The organism is Nostoc spongiaeforme FACHB-130 (assembly GCF_014698475.1).
In the GTDB taxonomy this organism is placed as follows: Bacteria; Cyanobacteriota; Cyanobacteriia; order Cyanobacteriales; family Nostocaceae; genus Nostoc_B; species Nostoc_B spongiaeforme.
This window is the reverse complement of the sequence record NZ_JACJTB010000001.1, coordinates 82,418-99,617: the sequence shown is the minus strand read 5'-3', so window position 1 is coordinate 99,617 and position 17,200 is coordinate 82,418. Positions and strand designations below refer to the sequence as shown.

Here is a 17,200-nt window from a genome sequence, read left to right as displayed (position 1 = left end):
AATGGAACAAACTGCTAAAGTTTCAATTATTATTCCCACTCTCAACGAAGCCGAGAATATTCTAGGCGCGATCGCCAGCACGCAATCTGGTAAAAATATAGAAGTGATTGTCGTCGATGGTGGCTCGTCTGATAACACAATCAAAATTGCTCAGTCTTTGGGTGCGAAAGTGATTTCCTCACCGCCTGGACGCGCGGTGCAAATGAATGCAGGTGCGGCGGTGGCTAGTGGTGAGGTGTTGCTGTTTCTTCATGCAGATACTCGTTTACCTGTTGACTTTGATGTTTTGATTCGCACAGCTTTGCAACAACCGGGAGTAGTGGCTGGTGCGTTTGATTTGCAGATTGATCACCCAGCTTTTGGGTTAAGGTTGGTGGAGTTGGGTGTAAAATGGCGATCGCGTTTTTTCCAAATGCCCTACGGTGATCAAGCAATTTTTTTAACACCAGAAATCTTCCAAAAAATTTGCAATTTTCCTGAACTCCCCATCATGGAAGACTTTGAATTAATTCGCCGATTAAATTCTACAGGAAGCATTGTAATTATCAGCACGCCAGTAGTAACTTCAGCGCGGAGATGGTTGCAAAAGGGAATTGTGAAAACTACCTTACTAAATCAAATTATTGTAGTTGCTTATTTGTTTGGCATTTCACCAACGCGCATTCGTAGCTGGTATCGTCGGGAAAAATTTAAGCATAATTAAGCTATTTCTCATTTAAATAGCGTATTTTAGTTAAAAGAGAGATGCTTTTACAAATGATATACGATTAAATAATTATGGCGACACAACCACGTCCTAAATTTAAAGGCAAACTCAAATTTATCCTACTAGCTATACTTGTCGCCGCCTTGGTTATTACTGCTAGGTTTCTTAATTTTTCAGCAATTTTTACTAATTTAGTTGCCCAGGTCAAGAGTTTGGGGATTTGGGGTGTTGTTGCATATATAGGTATTTATAACTTAGCTACATTATTATTTATTCCTGGTTCAGTTTTAACTTTAAAAGCTGGCTGTTTATTTGGCTTATTTTGGGGTTCTGTATATGTATTAATAGCTGCAATTATTGGGGCAGTTTTAGCCTTTATAATTGGGCGTTATGTATCAAGAGATTGGGTATCCCAGCAAATTGAACAACACCCTAAATTTAAAGCCATTGATGTAGCAGTTGCTAAAAAAGGATGGAAAATTGTTTTACTAACAAGGTTATGTCCTTTATTTCCCTTTAACTTATTAAATTACTTTTTTGGTGTCACCCAAGTTTCCCTTAAAGATTATATATTAGGTTCTTTTGGGATTCTGCCAGGGACAGTTATGTATGTCTATATGGGGACATTAGCAGGCAATTTAGCGATGACGAATATTTCCAATCAAACACTCACACCCGAAGCTAAAACTTATCAATTAATTATGCAGATAATTGGTTTAATTGCAACTGTGGCTGTAACTATTTATATTACCAAAATCGCCCAGAAAGCTTTATCGCAAAGTATGGCAGTTACAGAAATAGTTCAAGAAAAGAATCGATAATATTTTAGAATGATGGAAAAAATCGAGAATTTTAAAATAAATATATTTTGATTTAATAAAAGGAGTAACAAATTGTTAGTAAAAAATTATCATTTGCAAAGCTTAATTAAAGCTCATTGTTTACTAATTATAGCTTTAATTAGTGTAGCGATCGCCATTTTACTTCACACAGAATCAGCCATCGCCCAAACAGCAGTACAAAGTAACACCTTGAATCCCCAAACCCTTTTACGCAATGCCTTACAATGGATTGACAGCCAAGGAACAGTAGGTGCGTTCGCTTTTATTGGACTGTATATTATTGCTACTGTAGCTTTCTTACCTGGGTCAATTCTCACCTTGGGCGCTGGTGTTGTGTTTGGTGTTGTTTGGGGTTCTTTGTATGTATTTATTGGTGCAACTTTAGGTGCAACAGCCGCATTTTTAGTAGGACGTTATTTAGCTAGAAATTGGGTTGCAAATAAAATTGCTAATAATCAAAACTTTACCGCCATTGACCAAGCAGTTGGTCGAGAAGGATTAAGAATTGTTTTATTAACTCGACTTTCTCCTCTATTTCCCTTCAATTTATTAAACTATGCCTTTGGTGTTACAGGAGTTTCCCTGAAAGATTATTTTATTGGTTCAATCGGGATGATTCCTGGCACAATTATGTATGTTTATATTGGTTCATTAGCCGGGAATTTGGCATTAATTGGTACTGAAGGTCAACCAAGTAATCCTACCTTACAATGGGCAATTCGGATCATTGGCTTTATCGCCACAGTTGCAGTTACTGTTTATGTTACCCGCATTGCCCGGAAAGCCTTAGCAGAAGAAGTAAAAATAAACGAAGAAGCACCTAGCCCCGACGAACGGAATTCGCGGCTGCTATAAAAACCAAGTCCGCGTGGTGCGCTTGTGCTGCGCTTGGCGCACCACGCGGACTAAATTAAAATCAAGGGTTATGAACCCGCGCAGGCGGGTTTTGTCTGTGTAGCTGCGACTTCAGTCACTGGGTGGAAGATTTGAGGCTATAAAAATTTCTTCATTTTGTATAATATTTCACACTTAAAACTATGTCTAATTCAGAATTATCAAGAGTTATTGTCCGTCCAGTAGATGAATACAATCAAAAATTAGTTTCTTATGTACATCCACCAGATTGGGTAAATCCACAGCCTGCTGATTGTTATGATTTAGTAGTTATTGGTGCAGGAACAGCCGGGTTAGTAGTCGCTGCGGGTGCAGCAGGTTTAGATTTAGGTTTAAAAGTCGCATTAATTGAAAAGCATCTCATGGGTGGAGATTGCTTGAATGTGGGTTGTGTACCATCAAAATCTATTATTCGTTCGGCACGGGTAATTGGTGAAATTTGGCACGCCAAAAATTTAGGAATTAATATTCCTAAACAACAAGTAGAAGTTGATTTTGCCGCAGTCATGGAACGGATGCGCCGCATCAGGTCGGGAATTAGTCATCATGACTCTGCAGCACGTTTTAAAAATTTAGGCGTTGATGTTTTTTTGGGTAATGGTTGTTTTACTAGCAACCAAACTGTAGAAGTCGGTGGTAAAATTCTGCGATTTAAAAAAGCGGTAATTGCGACTGGTGCTAGGGCTGTAAAACCATCAATTTCCGGAATTGAAAATGTTGGTTATTTAACTAATGAAACAGTTTTTTCTTTGATTCAGCGCCCTGATAAATTAGCTGTGATTGGTGGCGGGCCAATTGGTTGTGAATTAGCCCAAACTTTTCAGCGTTTGGGTTGTGAAGTGACACTGTTACATCGCGGTTCCCATCTGTTAAATAAAGAAGATACAGACGCAGCCGAAATTATTCAGAACGTGTTAATTCAAGAAGGTATTCGTGTAGTCTTAAATTGCCAATTAGAAGAGGTGGTCGCTGTTACTGAAGGTAAGCGACTTTATTTTTCTAGCAATGGTTATCGAGATTCAGTCACGGTTGATGAAATCTTAGTAGGTGCGGGACGTGCGCCCAATGTCGAAGGTTTAAACTTAGAATCTGTGGGGGTAAAATACGATACTCATCACGGCATACAAGTCAATGATTATCTACAAACAACCAATCCGAAAATTTATGCGGCTGGCGATATCTGCATGAATTGGAAATTTACTCATGCGGCGGATGCAGCAGCCAGAATTGTGATTAAAAATACGCTGTTTTCTCCCTTTGGTTTAGGGCGTTCTAAACTCAGCAGTTTAATTATGCCTTGGGTAACATATACATCCCCAGAAATTGCTCATGTGGGAATGTATGAACATGAAGCAAAAAAACAAGGTATTGAGGTAGCAACAATTAAAATTCCTTTTAGTAGTGTAGACCGTGCGATCGCAGATGGTGAAGAAGCCGGATTTCTCAAGATTCTACACAAAAAAGGTTCTGATCAAATTCTCGGTGCTACCATTGTTGCCAGTCATGCAGGTGAGATGATTTCGGAAGTCACCACCGCAATTGTGAATAAAATTGGTTTGAGCAAATTAAGTAGCGTTATTCATCCATACCCTACCCAAGCCGAAGCCATTAAAAAAGCCGCCGATGCTTACCGTCGCACTCTCTTAACTGCGAATACCAAACGCATTCTCGGATTTTTGACTAAGTTTTCATAACTATAAAAAAGCGATCGCCTGTTGTGTTTGTGGTGCGATCGCTCTTTAAAATCAATCTATAACAATCCTAAATGATAGACAAACACTCTCCCTTATCCCCCTTGTCTCTATTATTCCCCTATCAAATAGGATGATTAATTTCTACTATTCGGTCGTTGAATAATTGTTTCCACAACTCGCCGTTTAGCTTTTGGGTCAATTCCTACCAAGCGCACATACTCACCGCTATATTCAGTAAGATGGGATTCTAAAGTTGAAATCGCATCAGATTCCGCATCGATGTGAATTGTCCCGCAACTTTGCCAAGCACCTGTACGAAAGCGCCGTTCATCAACATGTTCAAAAGCAACTTTTAGACCTTGAGACAAAATTTGCCGAATTTGTTCTTGTGTTTCTAGGGATATATGAGTGTTTAAAGCTGGTTGTTGACGAGAACCATTTGTTGACGGCTGAGGAGTTGGTGTTTCCGCCACAGATGACGCTGGCTGATAACTTTTTCTACCTCGATTGAGACGATTATATTCATCCACCAACTGCGAATTTTCCACCCGTTTTTGTTCACCCACCATAAAATGACCAGACTCAATTAAGTGAGACAAAGTAAAATCTGGCTTTTTAAATTCTGGCGGCCCTTCCACACTATTTACTACACGCAAAGATATGCGTTCATAACCGACTTGATGAATAAAGTCGCGGATTTGTTCATCATAAATTCGAGAACGCAACGCACTAAAAAAGTCAATTGATTGATTAGAAAAAGTATCAACTAACTTTTCCACATCCCGGTTAGAAAGTCCATCTGGTGCAAAAATCCCGCCGACAATTCCAACTTTGTCATCACGGTTAGGTTCCCAATAAAATTTTTCCATCCGTCCGTCTCGAATTAACGGTGCATACAGTGTGGAAAAATCATTACCTGTAACGATAATTGGTACACGCCGGATAGGATTTGCATCATAGCTTCCTGGTAACTGCACATCTGTGGGATTATCAGCAATATTCATCAATGTGGCATTTACCAACTGTGTGTTTACAGTATATTGAGTGCCTTCGTCAAAGCGTCCTGCACCTGCATCTAAATCGTTAATCATCAGCACGCACATTTTACCGCGCACTTTAATCAGTTCTGCTGTTTCTCGATAGCGTAGCCGAATCAACCGCGCCGGGTCTCCCGCGTCGGGACTTTCTAATTCACCGCCAGAAATGAGTGTCACTTCCACACCCATTTTTTCAAAAGCTAATTCACACTGAAAGGTTTTTCCTTCACCTTTACGTCCATGAATGCCTAAAATCAAAGGAACTCTCACACCAGGAAGATTTAAGAAGTTCTTAGTGATGTGAACAGCAATTTTATCCAAAAATCGAGGAGCAATATAATAACTCATAACCATCCCTGGTGAAGACCGATTTAATAATGCTAAGTTTTTTTGGTGACTAATGTTTATTAATCTTGCGGTAGAATTTCAGCATTGCTACCACAAACGCTTGACAGAATAAGCATCAAAAATTGTATCAGCACTTAATATAGGTAAATTTTCTACTATTGCCTGAGCAATTAACATTCGATCAAAAGGGTCACGATGGTGTAATGGCAGTTGGGAAACAGTACTAACGTGACTAATTTTGATATCTAATACACTGAAGTCATTAATACTAATTTGCTGGGTAATTAACATTTCTAATGGGAGATTAAAAGTTAACTTTCCTATACCCTGCTTAATTCCCATTTCCCAAATACTAGCAATGCTAAGAAAAATTTTATTATCTTCATCATTGATTAACTCTAGTACTTGATTACTTAGTCTTAAATTCTCTGTTACATACCAGATAAAAGTATGCGTGTCCATCAAAAAAAGCACTACATATACTCCTGAAAATCTTCTAAAGGCGCATCAAAGTCATCAGCCATAGTGATTAATCCCTTTGCACTTCCAGGTTGACGACGGCGTTTCACTGGCAATATAGGAATTAACTTCACAGCCTGCTGATTATCTTTTGTGATGATAATTTCTTCACCATCCAGCGCCGCGTCAATTAATTCTGATAAGTGTTGGGATGCTTCAGCTAAATTAATTTGCTGCATAAAAACTACCTTTTACTAATAAAATTTTAGCGTTGAGTGAAGAATTTAAGATTTATTAGCTAATTCTTGTACAAATATTTGATGTTCTTGTGAGTTCAAGCCTCTTTGCAGTACTGCTAAAACTTGGGTCATTTCTCCAGTTAATAGCGCAGTTACATCCAACCATAAACCAGGAAAGATATAACTTTTGATAATCCCGTCTATATCTGGTGATAATGATTTATATTCACCATTTTCTAACATAAACCAATCAAATTGATTCTCAAAAACCTGCCAAACAATATACTCTTTTACACCATTGCGTCGGTATACTCGCTTTTTATCATACAAGTCATTAGCCGCACTACTCGCAGCAACTTCAGCAATTAATTCTGGTGCGCCTTCTATATAGTCATCTTCACTAATACTTGCTTGTCCACCCAGTTGTTCATCAATTAATAGCATGACATCTGGCTGTAGTTCATTATCTAAATCTAGGCGGACTGTAGAGTTATCACCCAACTCTACACCAGGGGTAGCCACTTTGTAAGTCCACAACCAGCCAATCAGATTAGCGTGGGGTTTTCCATGACTTTTAAAACGTAAGGGTGAGGCCACGTATACAACTCCTTCAATTAGTTCTGCTTTTTTAGTATGAGGCATGGCATAATAGCGACGTTCAAATTCTTGCCGAGTTAGGCGATCGCCACTTTCTAAAGGTGGTATTTTAATATCTGATGCTGTCATATTCAGATTCCTCGCAGGAGTTTTACTGCATCTAGTATAAGCAATTCTTAATTAAACCAATTTAACCAAGCATCCCAATTATTAACAATTTGAGCAAATTCGGTATAACCTGTGGCTTGTGGATGAGCGCCATCATAATTCTTGGCTTCTTCTATCCAAGTAGGTGACTTAATTAATATCGTAAAAACATTAAGATAAGGCACATCTAATTGCTGACAAACTAAAGCAAATTCTTGGGCTAAATTACCAATTCTGTAATTTTGTTCTACATCTGTGCATGGCGGTGGACTAATCATCAAAACAGGATATAGCTGTTTGGCTACACTCAAAATCTCACGTATATTATTGAGTGAATCTGCAACAGCGACACGAGTTTGTCCATTTTCGATAGTCATGTCATTCACCCCAAAGGAAAATACAACTCTCCCGTTATATTTTTTTGGTAGACGATAAGTTACTTCTCGAAGCCAACGATTTTTGAGTTCAGTACTGGTTTCTCTTCGCACACCTAAATTATAGTAGGTGATCTCATACCCTTTTTGATAAGCATTTACGCAAATTCTCCCTGTCCAACCAAGAAATTCTGGGTCGCCTGTACCGTTGACAAATGATTCACCCAAAAAGCAAATTCTCACTTGTGATAGAGGTGTGTTATTCATGTTTTTTATTATCATCTAAGTTTGATTACTTATTGTCGAAAGATTCTTTAGTAATATTCTAAATTAATTTAATAATTAAAGATAAATATTCAAACTATGATCATTTCATAGACATAAACAGACAGAATCACTTGGATTTTGATAATAAGTAATATGAGACTATAAAAATTTCTATCTAGCAGAATGCTGAATTTTGACTGGCAAACTTACAAATTATTATCATCATATATATATCAATTCTAAACTTATGCTAAAAAAAGTAGTGATTGTTGGTGCTGGCCCAAGTGGACTTTTATTGGCTCAGTATTTATTACGTCGTGGTGATAATTATCAAGTAGATATTTATGAGCGCCGCAGTGATCCTAGAATTGTAGCTTTTTCTAAATCTAGGACTTATCCCATTTCTCTCAATGAGAGAGGGATGTATGCTTTAAGACAAATTGAAGGATTAGAAGCAGCAGTTAAAGATATAAGTTTAGTCATGAATGGCACGATTTTTCATCAAAGTAATGGCAAAACTAGATATACTCCGCGACAAAATCCCTTATTCACTCTTGACAGAACAAATTTAGCGATCGCAATTTTAGCAGACTTAACTCATAAGTATCATCATCGCTTAAATATTCACTTTGAATGTCAATGTCAGCAAGTTGATTTTGCGACTAAAACTTTAACAATTATCAATAAGTCTGAAGCATCAGAAGAAGTTATTACTGTGCATTATGATTTTTTAGTTGGTGCTGATGGAGCTTATTCGGCGGTTAGAGAAAATTTGAAGTTGACGGCAAATTGTGTCTGCGAACAAAAATATATTCCCACAGATTATAAATCGTTTTTCTTACCTGCTCTTGATGCTGACTCCAAGATTAATTTAGCTCAAGATAAAATCCATTCTTGGATGCTAAAAGATGGCACAGTTGTGTTTTTACTCCATCAATTAGGCAAGACAATGAGTGGAATTATTCACTTTCCTCGCCAACAAAATCAAGTAGCTCATCTTGCCAGTCAGCAAGAAGTATTGAAATTTTTTCAAGCCAATTTCCCAGACATTGGTCAATTAATGCCAGCATCAGAGGCGGAAGCTTTTTGTAATAAACAACCATCAACAGTTTTAACAGTTCGCTGTCAGAGTTACCATTATGGTGATAGTGTATTGCTCATAGGTGATGCTGCTCACGCTGTATCTCCATCCATTGGTCAAGGTTGCAATGCTGCTCTGGAAGATGTATTTATATTTGACCAGCTTTTAGATGAGTATTCTGATCATATCCCAGAAGCGATCGCACAATTTACTGTGCGCCGTCAGCCCGATGGTTATGCTTTAGTAGAACTGGGAAATAACGCATTTCCTTTAGCACAATGGTTATTTATTGAGTATCTGATTAGAGACATTTCAGCCAAAATTCTCCACAAATTATTCCCTAATAATTTCGCCCAGCCGCTATTTTATTTAATCTCAGAAACTACCGTTCCTTATGCAGAGATTTTGAATTTATACCAACCTTGGATTGCTAAAGTCAAAAAATCCAATGAAAGATTCTGAGAAGTGGTTTGATGGCAATTAAGTAGGTTAAGGTAGAAGAATTTTAGATTGAAAGATTGTTCTCATCTAAAATCCAAACTTGATTGACTCAGCTATAACTTTAAAATTACCCGTGCCAAATTGAAATAAATCAAGACTCCTAAAACATCGACGGCTGTGGTGATAAATGGTGCAGACATCAAGGCCGGGTCTAAACGTAACATCCGAAATAAAAATGGTAGTGTGGAACCAGAAACGGAAGCTAAAACCGAAATCGCCACTAAACTAGTACCGACAGCGATCGCAACTTCAATTCTGCCTTGTAAAAAATATGCCCAAATTGTAGCGATGATCCCCAGCATACCACCCAAGAGTAAACCAGCGATCGCTTCTCTGCCAATTATTTGCCATGTACCGAGTGAGCGAATTTCTTCAGTATTCATCCCCCGAATTACCACTGTCGAAGATTGAGCGCCCACATTACCGCCTGTTCCTGTTAATAAAGGAATAAATGCCGTCAGCGTAACTACTTTGGTTAAAATATCTTCTTGGGATTTAATAATTGTGCCTGTAACAGTATTAGTAATTAATAAAACAAATAACCATACCACTCGTTTACGTGCGACTTCCATCAAGTTCATCTGGAAATAATTATCGCCACTCGACTGCACACCACCACCTAACGCATAAATATCTTTGGTGGTTTCTTCTTGTAAAATATCAATTACATCATCAACGGTAACAATACCAACTAAAAGCTGTTGTTTGTCTACCACAGGTACAGCTAAAAAGTCATATCTTTGGATAACTCTTGCTACTTCTTCTTGGTCTGTATCTGTGCGAACAAATATCACATCACGGGTCATAATTTCCCCAATGATTTGTTCTGGTTGAGATGTTACTAAATCTCGCAAAGAGACAATCCCTGTCAACCGTCTTTCAGCGTCTGTGACGTAGAGATAGTAAATTATTTCGCTGGCATTAGCTAAACGACGAATCCGCTCTAGAGCCTGAGTAACTGTAATATTTTCTTTGAGAGAAATAAACTCTAAAGTCATAATTCGCCCAGCCGTATTAGGTTCATAACCTAACAGCAAAGCCGTGGCTTGACGTTCTACCGGACTTAATTGTTCTAGTAAGCGGTTGACAACTTTTGCAGGTAATTCATCAAATAACCTCGCTCTGTCATCCGAAGACATTTGATCGACAATATCACGAACTTCTTGACTTTTTAATTCTTCAATTAATCGTTCTTGTACACTATAGTCAAGATACTCGTAAACTGCGATCGCTTCATCTTTAGAAAGCAAACGAAAAGCTAAAGCGTGCATCGCTTCTGGTAAACCTTCAATTGCTTCGGCAATATCCGCAGGTTGTACGGGTACAAGAATTGATTTTGCAGCTTGTAAATCTCCTGCTTCTAACAGCATTTGCAGTTGCGTTCTGACTAAATCTCGCAATTCTCTACGGGATACATCCTGGAACGGAGAATTTAAGTTGTTTGTCTCAGTCAATTTCCACTTTCCTCAGCCAGTTTTAATAAGGTTGCTGCCCCTAGTCTATGAGACAATGCCGGAAGATGAAACCTTAAACGATGTAATTTTTTTTACTTTAAATCAACTTTTCTCAAATTTCTCCTATTAACGTAGCAAATAGACTGTTAATTAATGCTCAAAACTTAGTCAAGAAGGGGAGTGTGGGAGGTGTGGGAAGGGTGGGGGGTGTGGGAAGATGAAGAAAGGAGCAGTCGAAATTAAAGAAGATGGAAGAAAAAGGGAAAAAGTATTTTAGAAATCATGAGGATTTAGCCATTTATCAATTAGCATTTGAGACAGCAATGCAAATTTTTGAATATTCTAAAAAGTTCCCAGTTGAAGAAAAATATTCATTAACTGACCAAATTCGTCGCTCCTCTCGCTCTGTCTGTGCAAATATGGCAGAAGCTTGGAGAAAACGGCGATATAAAGCCGCTTTTGTCGCTAAACTCAATGATTGTGAAGCAGAGGCAGCAGAAACTCAAGTTTGGTTAAAGTTTGCTGTGAAATGTCAATATCTTACCGTTGAACAAGGAAGAAAACTCTACGCTCCTTACAATCAAGTCCTTAGTGGGTTAGTCAAGATGATTACCCATCCAGATGATTGGTTACTTGACTAAATTCCCACACTCCCCACACCTCCCACACCCCCCACACTCCCCACACCTCCCACACTCCCCACCCCTCCCACACCCAATTTCACCAGTACTATGAGTCTGTCATCCCTCATCAGAAGGAACTACTAATCTATCTAGAACAAGTTTTGAAAACTTCGGCAAAACAACTATGTTGTTTTCGGGTAATAATAAACTTTGTTACTCGATAGCGTTGCTGGTAACGGAAATGACGCGCCCTCCAAACTCAGAAAATGATCAGGAGCCAATTAACCGTCGTTTATATCTCCTACTTTTTAGTCGTAGTAGTTTAGTTATAGGAATTTTCTTGCTTGCTGGTATTGCATCAGGAATTTGGTGGGCAAGAAATTATGTGTATAACGATTTAGCGCCACTAGTAGAGACAAATCTGGAACAATTACTAGGGCGACCAATTAATCTAGGGCAAGTGGAGTCTTTTTCGCTTTCGAGTCTGAGATTTAGTTCTTTATCCATACCTGCAACATCTACTGATGCTGACCAAGTAACAGCAAAGGCTGTTGAGGTGCAGTTTGCGCTATTACCAGTCATTTTCAGCCGCACACTACCGTTAAATGTCACCTTGGTGCAGCCGCGTGTTTTTATTCAACAAGATCAAGATGGTCGTTGGGTGAAAGCAGAGGTAACAAGTGCTGAAGGTAAAGGAATTATTCAAACTCAATTACAAACACTGCAAATTGTTGATGGCAGTGTAGAACTATTACCAACCTCTGCACCAACTAAACCAAAAGGTTCTGTAATTATCGATAACTTTGCTGGTGGGGCGCGATTTGCACCAGATAATACAGAGATTGGTTATAAAATTAATGGTCAATTTGCCAGAGGTGGTGCGGTTAAAATTACTGGGTCAACACAACCAAAAGCACAACAAACTAATCTACAGGTTGTCGCCCAAAGTTTACTAGCATCTGATGTGAGTCGGTTAATTGAGTTACCCATTGTTTTGCAAGCAGGAAAAGTTAGTGCTGACTTGGGTGTGGAGATTCCTGCAAATGCGTCAGAGATAGCGATTACCGGGACAGCGATTCCTGAACAAGTCACAGCCCAAATTCAAAATATACCCCAACGCTTCATTAATTCTAACGGTAGATTAGTATTTCAAGGTCAGGCGATCGCATTAGATAATCTCACCACAAATTTAGGCAAAGTTCCTCTCTTAGCTAATGGTACAGTCAATCTCAAAACAGGTTTTGACCTTTCCGCGCTTGTCAAACCCGTCAGTGCGAAAAATCTCTTAGACACCTTCAACGTCAAATCTCCCGTCCTCGCCACGGGAGAAGTCCAAGCCAAGGTCAAGGTGCAAGGTTCTCTGCAACAGCCAGTTCTTAGCGGTACAGTCAGCAACACCAAACCTCTGCAAGTTGACCGCGTACAGTTCCAAGCTGTTAATACTGACTTTCGCCTCAATGTCAATAAAAATGCTTCTCAAATCACCGTCTCAAATCTCAAACTTGTCCCCGCCGCAGGTGGAATCATTACAGGTGGCGGTCAAGCAGTACTAGGTGGTCAAGTAAAATTTGACCTACAAGCCGAAGGTATTTCAGGAGATATACTGGCGCAGAGATACGGGATTACACCACCCATTAGCATCGGCAATGTCTCAGCTAATACACAAATCACTGGCTCCCTCGGCAGACAACCTTTAATCCTCAACATTGCCAGAGTCTTGGTGCAACCACCAGCCGGGGGGCAAATTGTCGGCGGTGGTCAAGTGCAACTAGCGCCCCAAGGCAGAGTATTGTTGAATGTTCTCGCCCAAAATTTACCAGGGGATGTCATCGCCAAAACCAACAACTCTGCATCTAGCATCAAAGTTGGGAATGTCTCAGCCAATGCTAGGGTGTTTGGCTATCTGGGGAATTTGCGGACGGTCGCCCAAGTACAAGCGCCGAATGCTACCTACCCAACCATCGGTGCAGCAGTAATTGAGCAACAAGGGCAGAATCTTGTTTTGCCAACGGCTGTGTTTGATGTAGCAGGTAATACCATCACTGCTAAGGGGCGGGTTTCCCAAAACCGTTGGCAAGCTGTTGTTAATACCGAAAAAGTTCAGTTAAGCCGATTTAAAGAAATTCCCGCCCAATTCCAAGGTGTATTAACGAGTGCATCGGTGAGTTTGTCGGGTAGTACGAAATCTTTTCAAGCCACAGGGGAAGCAAATCTCAACCTGGCGGGGGGTAGAGTCAATATCAGGGATATTAACTTGAATAATAGTCGCTGGCAAGCAGTGGCGAATGCTTCCCAAATTCAACTCAGCCGTTTTTCCCAGATTCCTGCCCAATTTCAGGGAGTATTAACTAGTGCTTCTGTGAATTTATCAGGCAGCACGAAATCTTTGCAACCGGAAACCATTCAAGCTTCTGGACAAGCAAACTTGAGTGTGGCGGGGGGTAGAGTCAATGTCAGGGATATTAGCTTGAATAATGGTCGCTGGCAAGCAGTAGCGAATGCTTCTCAAATTCAACTCAGCCGTTTTTCACCCCAATTACGCGGTAGGCTGAATGGGAATGTGCAGGTGGCTGGGAATACAAAATCTTTTGCTTTAGCAGATATCCGCGCCGCCGGACAAATTCGCGCCAACCAGGGAATAGCACAGTTAGCACAACCATTATCAGCCGAGTTTCGTTGGAATGGTCAGCAAATTATTGTGCCACGAGCGACGACACCGGGGGTAAGTGCGAGTGGTGCGATCGCTGTACAATTACCAGCAACAGGTACACCGAAAATCGCCGGCTTTAATTTCGATGTCCTGGCGCAGAATTTCAACCTCAACAATACTGGTGTGCAAGTTCCCGGAGATATCGCCTTATCAGGTTTTGTTGATTTTAATGGGCGAGTCACAGGTACTCCAGAAGTCCCCCAAGCTACGGGTAATGTACGGCTGCGGAATTTCAATGTCGGGAACGTGGCATTTGACCCCGTTTTAACTGGTAATGTGAATTTTCAAGGCGGACAAGGGGGAAGTCTGCGCCTCGCAGGTACACAAGATAGGATAGCTTTGAACCTCGATGGTAATTATCGCCCAACTTCCTTTTTAGTCCGGCGTGATGGCGCTGTCACCACAGGTAGAACCGAGGGAGATAATTTAATTATCAACGCCCAACAATTTCCCATCGCTTTGGTTGGCGGCTTTTTACCTAACAATAACTTGAAACCCTTGGGCGGGCAATTATCAGGCAATTTAGTAGTTAATCTGAATAATTATGCCTTGGCGGGAGATGTGGCAATTTCTCAGCCCCGTGTTGCCAGAATTTCCGCCAATGAATTTCGTGGTAGTTTTAATTATGCCAATGGTTCGGCTAACTTAACTAACGGTCTGTTGCGTCTGGGAGAAAGTAGCATCGCCCTGAGTGGGAGTGTGCAGACTGGCAATAACCCCCAATTTCAAGTCCAAGCTAATCTAGTTCAAACTCGCATCCAAGAACTTTTACAAGCATTTAATATCTACGATTTTCAAGACTTCAGCACAGGTACAGAACCGCCCACACTAGCAGGTGCAGAAGCACTCAACACTACACCTCTCAGCTTACCCAATGCAGACTTACTCGCCAAATTAAAGTATTACTATAAAATTCGCGCATTGATAGCCCAACAGCAACAGCAAGCAGAACAACAAGCACCACCTTTACCCAGCTTGGCAGAATTAACAGGTGCTTTAAATGGAACCTTAGTAGCCAGTGGTTCTTTAAAATCTGGGTTGAATGCTGGGTTTAATCTTCAAGGTAATAACTGGCAATGGGGACAATATACGATTAATCAAGTTATTGCTCAAGGTAATTTTGCCAATGGTGTAATTACTCTCTCACCCTTGAGTATTGGCATTAATCAAGGACAGGTAGCTTTTGCAGGTAAGTTAGGCTTGAATCAACTGGCGGGACAGTTAAATGTAGCGAGTTTACCGTTATCTTTATTTCAGCCGTTTATCACCCAATATCCGCTAGATGTCACAGGTGAAGTGAATGCTGTGGCTAATTTGCAAGGTAATTTCCTCAACCCCAGTGTGAATGGTGAAGTATCACTAGCGAATGCGACTCTGAATAACCAACCAGTGCAGACAGGACAGGTAAAATTTGCCTACGAAAATGCCCGCTTAAATTTTGACAGTGCGTTACTGCTGACAGGAACCCAACCCATCACAGCTACAGGTAGTATTCCTGCACCCTTACCTTTTACCTTTGCCAAACCAGCTAGTAATCAAATTAGTGTCCAGGCGAATGTGAGTAACGAAGGTTTAACACTGTTAAATCTGTTGACTAACAATCAAGTCTCGTGGCTAGATGGACAAGGACAAGTAGCTGTGAATGTTAGCGGGACTTTAAACCAGCCAATTATTAACGGCAATGCCACATTGAATAATGCTACTATTCGCGCTCAAGCTTTATCGGAACCGCTCACAAATGTCACAGGAACAGCCCAGTTTAACGGCAATATAGTAAATATAGAAGGTATTCAAGCTAATTACAATCAAGGGTTAGTCACAGCATCGGGAATTTTGCCAATTTTTACACCCCAGTCCAATACAACCAATCCTTTGACAGTATTAATAGAAAAACCCCTAGATTTTCAAGTTCCTGGTTTGTATGCAGGTGGTGTGAGTGGTAATGCGGTGATTCAAGGAACAGCACTCAAACCACAAATTGGCGGTGAAATTGAACTGAGTGATGGACAGGTAATTATTGGCAACTCCACCACTGCTAACACCCAACCAACAACAACCGATAGTAGTGACGTTAATATTAGTGCCGTCACACCCGCAGAAACTAACCCCAAGCCTACAACAACTACTGCTGCTGTAACTAGACCTAATTTACCTGTGGCGTTTGACAACTTACGCTTGACTTTAGGTGATGATGTGCGGGTGACGAGTCAATCTTTACTCAGTTTTGTACCGGGAGTAGGAGGATTTAGTCAACCGATACTCAGCTTTAACGCCAAAGGTGACTTAACAATTAATGGTACATTAGCCAAACCTCTCCCCCAAGGAGAAATTCGGTTAACAGGCGGAAGAGTCAGTTTATTTAGTACCGAGTTCACCTTAGAACGTGGCTATGAACAAACAGCCACCTTTACCCCCAGTCAAGGACTTGATCCTACCTTGAATGTGCGACTGTTAGCGATCGTTCCTGAAACTTCAGCAATCAATAATCGAATTTTAAGATCCCCTGCATCGTCAGAAATCAGCGATACTTCTGCGATTAATTTTGGCACTTTACGCACTGTGCGCGTACAAGCAAGGGTGACAGGACGCGCGAGTAGATTAAACGAAAATTTAGAATTAACAAGTCAACCCCGCCGCAGTCAAGGAGAAATTGTCGCTTTACTGGGTGGCTCAATTTTGAATAACTTTGCTCAAACCGGAGATATCACCCAAGGGTTAACTAATTTTGCTGGCACGACGATTTTAGGTAGTTTACAAGGTACGATTACTGCGATCGGTCAAGCAATTGGTTTTAGTGAATTTCGCATCTTTCCTACTCCAATTACTGATCAAACAGCAAGACGTTCATCGGTTCTCGATTTATCAGCCGAAGGTGTATTCAACGTGAATCGAGATTTTTCTGTTTCTTTATCACGACCATTATTTAGTAGTGATGCGTCCTTCCGTTACAACGTCCTTTATCGGCTCAATGACGAAATTTTAGTACGCGGCGCAACCGATTTGGGCAATGAAAATCTACTTTTCTTTGAATATGAAACTCGATTTTAGTGCGGTATATGGGATTTAGAAGGAGCATTTCAACTCCCATCGACTACGCTCAGGGCGAGTCGCTCAATGCTCAGTAGCCTTGCTAAAAAAGGGTTGAGCGAAGTCGAAACCCGTTAATCTAAATTTAGGTTGAATTTTATGAAAAAACGAACCGCAAAGGGCGCAAAGGACACGAAGTT

General features: G+C 40.3%; 13 protein-coding genes. 7 read left to right on the top strand and 6 right to left on the bottom strand.

The window, feature by feature from the left end; translation table 11 throughout:
* Window position 1: 1 nt before the first annotated feature.
* From H6G74_RS00425 to H6G74_RS00410, 4 genes are all read left to right on the top strand, one after another.
* Window positions 2–703 (top strand): TIGR04283 family arsenosugar biosynthesis glycosyltransferase, encoded by a 702-nt coding sequence (locus H6G74_RS00425; RefSeq protein ID WP_190965799.1) that lies wholly within the window; start codon window positions 2–4, stop codon window positions 701–703.
* A gap of 74 nt (window positions 704–777) precedes the next feature.
* On the top strand, window positions 778–1,527 hold the full coding sequence (locus H6G74_RS00420; RefSeq protein WP_190965798.1) for a TVP38/TMEM64 family protein: 750 nt from the start codon (window positions 778–780) through the stop codon (window positions 1,525–1,527).
* Window positions 1,528–1,653: 126 nt separating this feature from the next.
* On the top strand, window positions 1,654–2,403 hold the full coding sequence (locus H6G74_RS00415; protein ID WP_390848755.1) for a TVP38/TMEM64 family protein: 750 nt from the start codon (window positions 1,654–1,656) through the stop codon (window positions 2,401–2,403).
* A 182-nt stretch (window positions 2,404–2,585) separates the two neighbouring features.
* Window positions 2,586–4,136 (top strand): mercuric reductase, encoded by a 1,551-nt coding sequence (locus H6G74_RS00410; RefSeq protein ID WP_190965796.1) that lies wholly within the window; start codon window positions 2,586–2,588, stop codon window positions 4,134–4,136.
* Window positions 4,137–4,270: 134 nt separating this feature from the next.
* Here H6G74_RS00410 and H6G74_RS00405 read toward each other — a convergent pair whose 3' ends face one another.
* From H6G74_RS00405 to H6G74_RS00385, 5 genes are all read right to left on the bottom strand, one after another.
* Window positions 4,271–5,521 carry a ribulose bisphosphate carboxylase small subunit gene (locus H6G74_RS00405; RefSeq protein ID WP_190965795.1) on the bottom strand — a complete coding sequence of 417 codons (1,251 nt, stop codon included), beginning with the start codon at window positions 5,519–5,521 and terminating at the stop codon, window positions 4,271–4,273.
* Window positions 5,522–5,608: 87 nt separating this feature from the next.
* Window positions 5,609–5,995 carry a type II toxin-antitoxin system VapC family toxin gene (locus H6G74_RS00400; protein WP_190965794.1) on the bottom strand — a complete coding sequence of 129 codons (387 nt, stop codon included), beginning with the start codon at window positions 5,993–5,995 and terminating at the stop codon, window positions 5,609–5,611.
* Window positions 5,995–6,219 (bottom strand): type II toxin-antitoxin system Phd/YefM family antitoxin, encoded by a 225-nt coding sequence (locus H6G74_RS00395; RefSeq protein WP_190965793.1) that lies wholly within the window; start codon window positions 6,217–6,219, stop codon window positions 5,995–5,997. The genes H6G74_RS00400 and H6G74_RS00395 overlap by 1 nt, the downstream gene beginning before the upstream one ends.
* Window positions 6,220–6,264: 45 nt before the next feature.
* Window positions 6,265–6,945 (bottom strand): Uma2 family endonuclease, encoded by a 681-nt coding sequence (locus H6G74_RS00390; RefSeq protein WP_190965792.1) that lies wholly within the window; start codon window positions 6,943–6,945, stop codon window positions 6,265–6,267.
* 47 nt (window positions 6,946–6,992) lie between these two features.
* On the bottom strand, window positions 6,993–7,604 hold the full coding sequence (locus tag H6G74_RS00385) for a GDSL-type esterase/lipase family protein (RefSeq protein WP_190965791.1): 612 nt from the start codon (window positions 7,602–7,604) through the stop codon (window positions 6,993–6,995).
* Window positions 7,605–7,851: 247 nt separating this feature from the next.
* Here H6G74_RS00385 and H6G74_RS00380 point away from each other — a divergent pair, with 247 nt between their 5' ends.
* A complete protein-coding gene (locus tag H6G74_RS00380) occupies window positions 7,852–9,147 on the top strand; it encodes an FAD-dependent oxidoreductase (protein ID WP_190965790.1) in 1,296 nt (431 codons plus the stop codon).
* A 92-nt stretch (window positions 9,148–9,239) separates the two neighbouring features.
* On the opposite strand, the gene mgtE is transcribed toward H6G74_RS00380, so the two are convergent.
* Complete coding sequence (gene mgtE, locus H6G74_RS00375) at window positions 9,240–10,640, bottom strand: magnesium transporter (RefSeq protein WP_190965789.1); 1,401 nt, start codon at window positions 10,638–10,640, stop codon at window positions 9,240–9,242.
* 248 nt (window positions 10,641–10,888) lie between these two features.
* Between mgtE and H6G74_RS00370 the strand changes: the two genes are divergently transcribed.
* Complete coding sequence (locus tag H6G74_RS00370) at window positions 10,889–11,281, top strand: four helix bundle protein (RefSeq protein WP_190965788.1); 393 nt, start codon at window positions 10,889–10,891, stop codon at window positions 11,279–11,281.
* Window positions 11,282–11,504: 223 nt separating this feature from the next.
* Window positions 11,505–17,021 (top strand): translocation/assembly module TamB domain-containing protein, encoded by a 5,517-nt coding sequence (locus H6G74_RS00365; protein WP_190965787.1) that lies wholly within the window; start codon window positions 11,505–11,507, stop codon window positions 17,019–17,021.
* The last annotated feature ends 179 nt before the right edge of the window (window positions 17,022–17,200 follow it).

What these genes read in the sequence shown, in the direction of transcription:
- H6G74_RS00365 (WP_190965787.1), top strand. Translation starts at nt 11,505, where the DNA reads ATGACGCGCCCTCCAAACTCAGAAAATGATCAGGAGCCAATTAACCGT.
- H6G74_RS00410 (WP_190965796.1), top strand. Translation starts at nt 2,586, where the DNA reads ATGTCTAATTCAGAATTATCAAGAGTTATTGTCCGTCCAGTAGATGAA.
- H6G74_RS00405 (WP_190965795.1), bottom strand. Translation starts at nt 5,521, where the DNA reads ATGAGTTATTATATTGCTCCTCGATTTTTGGATAAAATTGCTGTTCAC.
- H6G74_RS00380 (WP_190965790.1), top strand. Translation starts at nt 7,852, where the DNA reads ATGCTAAAAAAAGTAGTGATTGTTGGTGCTGGCCCAAGTGGACTTTTA.
- H6G74_RS00425 (WP_190965799.1), top strand. Translation starts at nt 2, where the DNA reads ATGGAACAAACTGCTAAAGTTTCAATTATTATTCCCACTCTCAACGAA.
- H6G74_RS00385 (WP_190965791.1), bottom strand. Translation starts at nt 7,604, where the DNA reads ATGAATAACACACCTCTATCACAAGTGAGAATTTGCTTTTTGGGTGAA.
- H6G74_RS00395 (WP_190965793.1), bottom strand. Translation starts at nt 6,219, where the DNA reads ATGCAGCAAATTAATTTAGCTGAAGCATCCCAACACTTATCAGAATTA.
- H6G74_RS00420 (WP_190965798.1), top strand. Translation starts at nt 778, where the DNA reads ATGGCGACACAACCACGTCCTAAATTTAAAGGCAAACTCAAATTTATC.
- H6G74_RS00390 (WP_190965792.1), bottom strand. Translation starts at nt 6,945, where the DNA reads ATGACAGCATCAGATATTAAAATACCACCTTTAGAAAGTGGCGATCGC.
- H6G74_RS00370 (WP_190965788.1), top strand. Translation starts at nt 10,889, where the DNA reads ATGGAAGAAAAAGGGAAAAAGTATTTTAGAAATCATGAGGATTTAGCC.